Raw genomic sequence first — 1,280 nt, 5'->3', positions numbered from 1 at the left:
ACATCCTCAGCGGCGCCCCGCTGCACCCGCCGTCAACCGCCACGACCGTGCAGGTCCGCAACGGCGAGGCGGTGCTGACCGACGGGCCGTACGCCGAGGGTGCCGAGGTGGCCAACGGCTTCTACATCTTGCGTGCCGCCGATCGCGAGGAGGCCGTCAAGATCGCATCGATGATCCCGGCGTCGGCGGTCGAGGTGCGTCAGCTGGCCGGAATCTCCGGCCTGTAGCCGTCAATGACCCAGCTGGACGGCGTCTTTCGGCGCGAGTGGGGCCCGGCCGTGGCCACCATCGCCCGTTGGTCGGGCGACCTCACCGTGGCCGAGGACGCCGTCCAGGAAGCCTGCGCGCAAGCCCTGCGCGTCTGGCCGAGCGACGGTGTGCCCGCCAACCCCGGAGCCTGGTTGACCACGGTGGCACGTAATCGAGCGCTCGATCGCCTGCGGCGTGAATCCGTGCGCCCGGGAAAGGAATTCACCGCGGTGTACGAGCAGGCCAGGACGGTCTCGGAGACCGAGTTGCATCCGGTACGCGATGACGAGCTGCGGATGATGTTCACCTGCGCTCATCCCGCGCTGGACCGCAGTTCGCAACTGGCGTTGACCCTGCGGCTGATCTCGGGGCTCACTGTCCCGGAGATCGCTCGGGCGCTGTTGCAGTCCGAGGCCGCGGTCGGGCAGCGAATCACCCGGGCCAAGAACAAGATTCGCCAGGCCAACATCCCGTTGCGGGTGCCGCCGGCCGAGCTGCTGGGCGAGCGCACGCCGCATGTGCTCGGGTGCATCTACTCCGTGTTCACCGAGGGATACTGGTCCACTGGCGGGCCCTCGGCCATCCGCGACGAGCTGTGCGACGAGGGCGTGCGGCTCGCGGGTGAGCTGTGTGCGCTCATGCCCGACAACCGCGACGCCCACGCGCTGGCCGCCCTTGTCCTGCTGCATGATTCGCGCCGCCGGACTCGGGTGGACGCGGCCGGTGCGCTGGTTCCCCTCGACGAGCAGGACCGCGGTCAGTGGGACCGCGGCCGGATCGCGCGGGGTCTGGAGCAGTTGCGTCTGGCCGAGGGGGCACCCGGGGCGTATCTGCCGCAGGCGGTGATCGCCGCACTGCACGCCTCCGCACCCACCTGGGACCACACCGACTGGGCCACGATCTGCCTGGCCTACGACCGGCTGCTGGCACTGGTGGACTCGCCCGTCGTGCGCGCCAATCGTGCACTGGCCGTTGGCTTTCGCGACGGCTTCGCGGCCGGGCTGGCCGCGCTCGACGAGGTGGCCGACGAT

Annotated in this window: 2 protein-coding genes; both read left to right on the top strand. The window is 70.5% G+C overall.

All coding sequences use genetic code 11. The annotated features are described in order from the left end of the window. Window positions 1-227, top strand: a 227-nt coding sequence (locus BN4332_RS32740) for a YciI family protein (RefSeq protein WP_220096878.1), incomplete at its 5' end; no start/stop codon positions are given. Window positions 228-233: 6 nt separating this feature from the next. Continuing rightward, a partial coding sequence (locus BN4332_RS32735; RefSeq protein ID WP_066904572.1) for an RNA polymerase sigma factor occupies window positions 234-1,280 on the top strand: 1,047 nt, incomplete at its 3' end.

Source organism: Mycolicibacterium houstonense (genome assembly GCF_900078665.2).
GTDB lineage: Bacteria > Actinomycetota > Actinomycetes > Mycobacteriales > Mycobacteriaceae > Mycobacterium > Mycobacterium houstonense.
The sequence above is the reverse complement of the archived record's forward strand: the minus strand, read 5'-3'. Positions and strand labels throughout refer to the sequence as shown.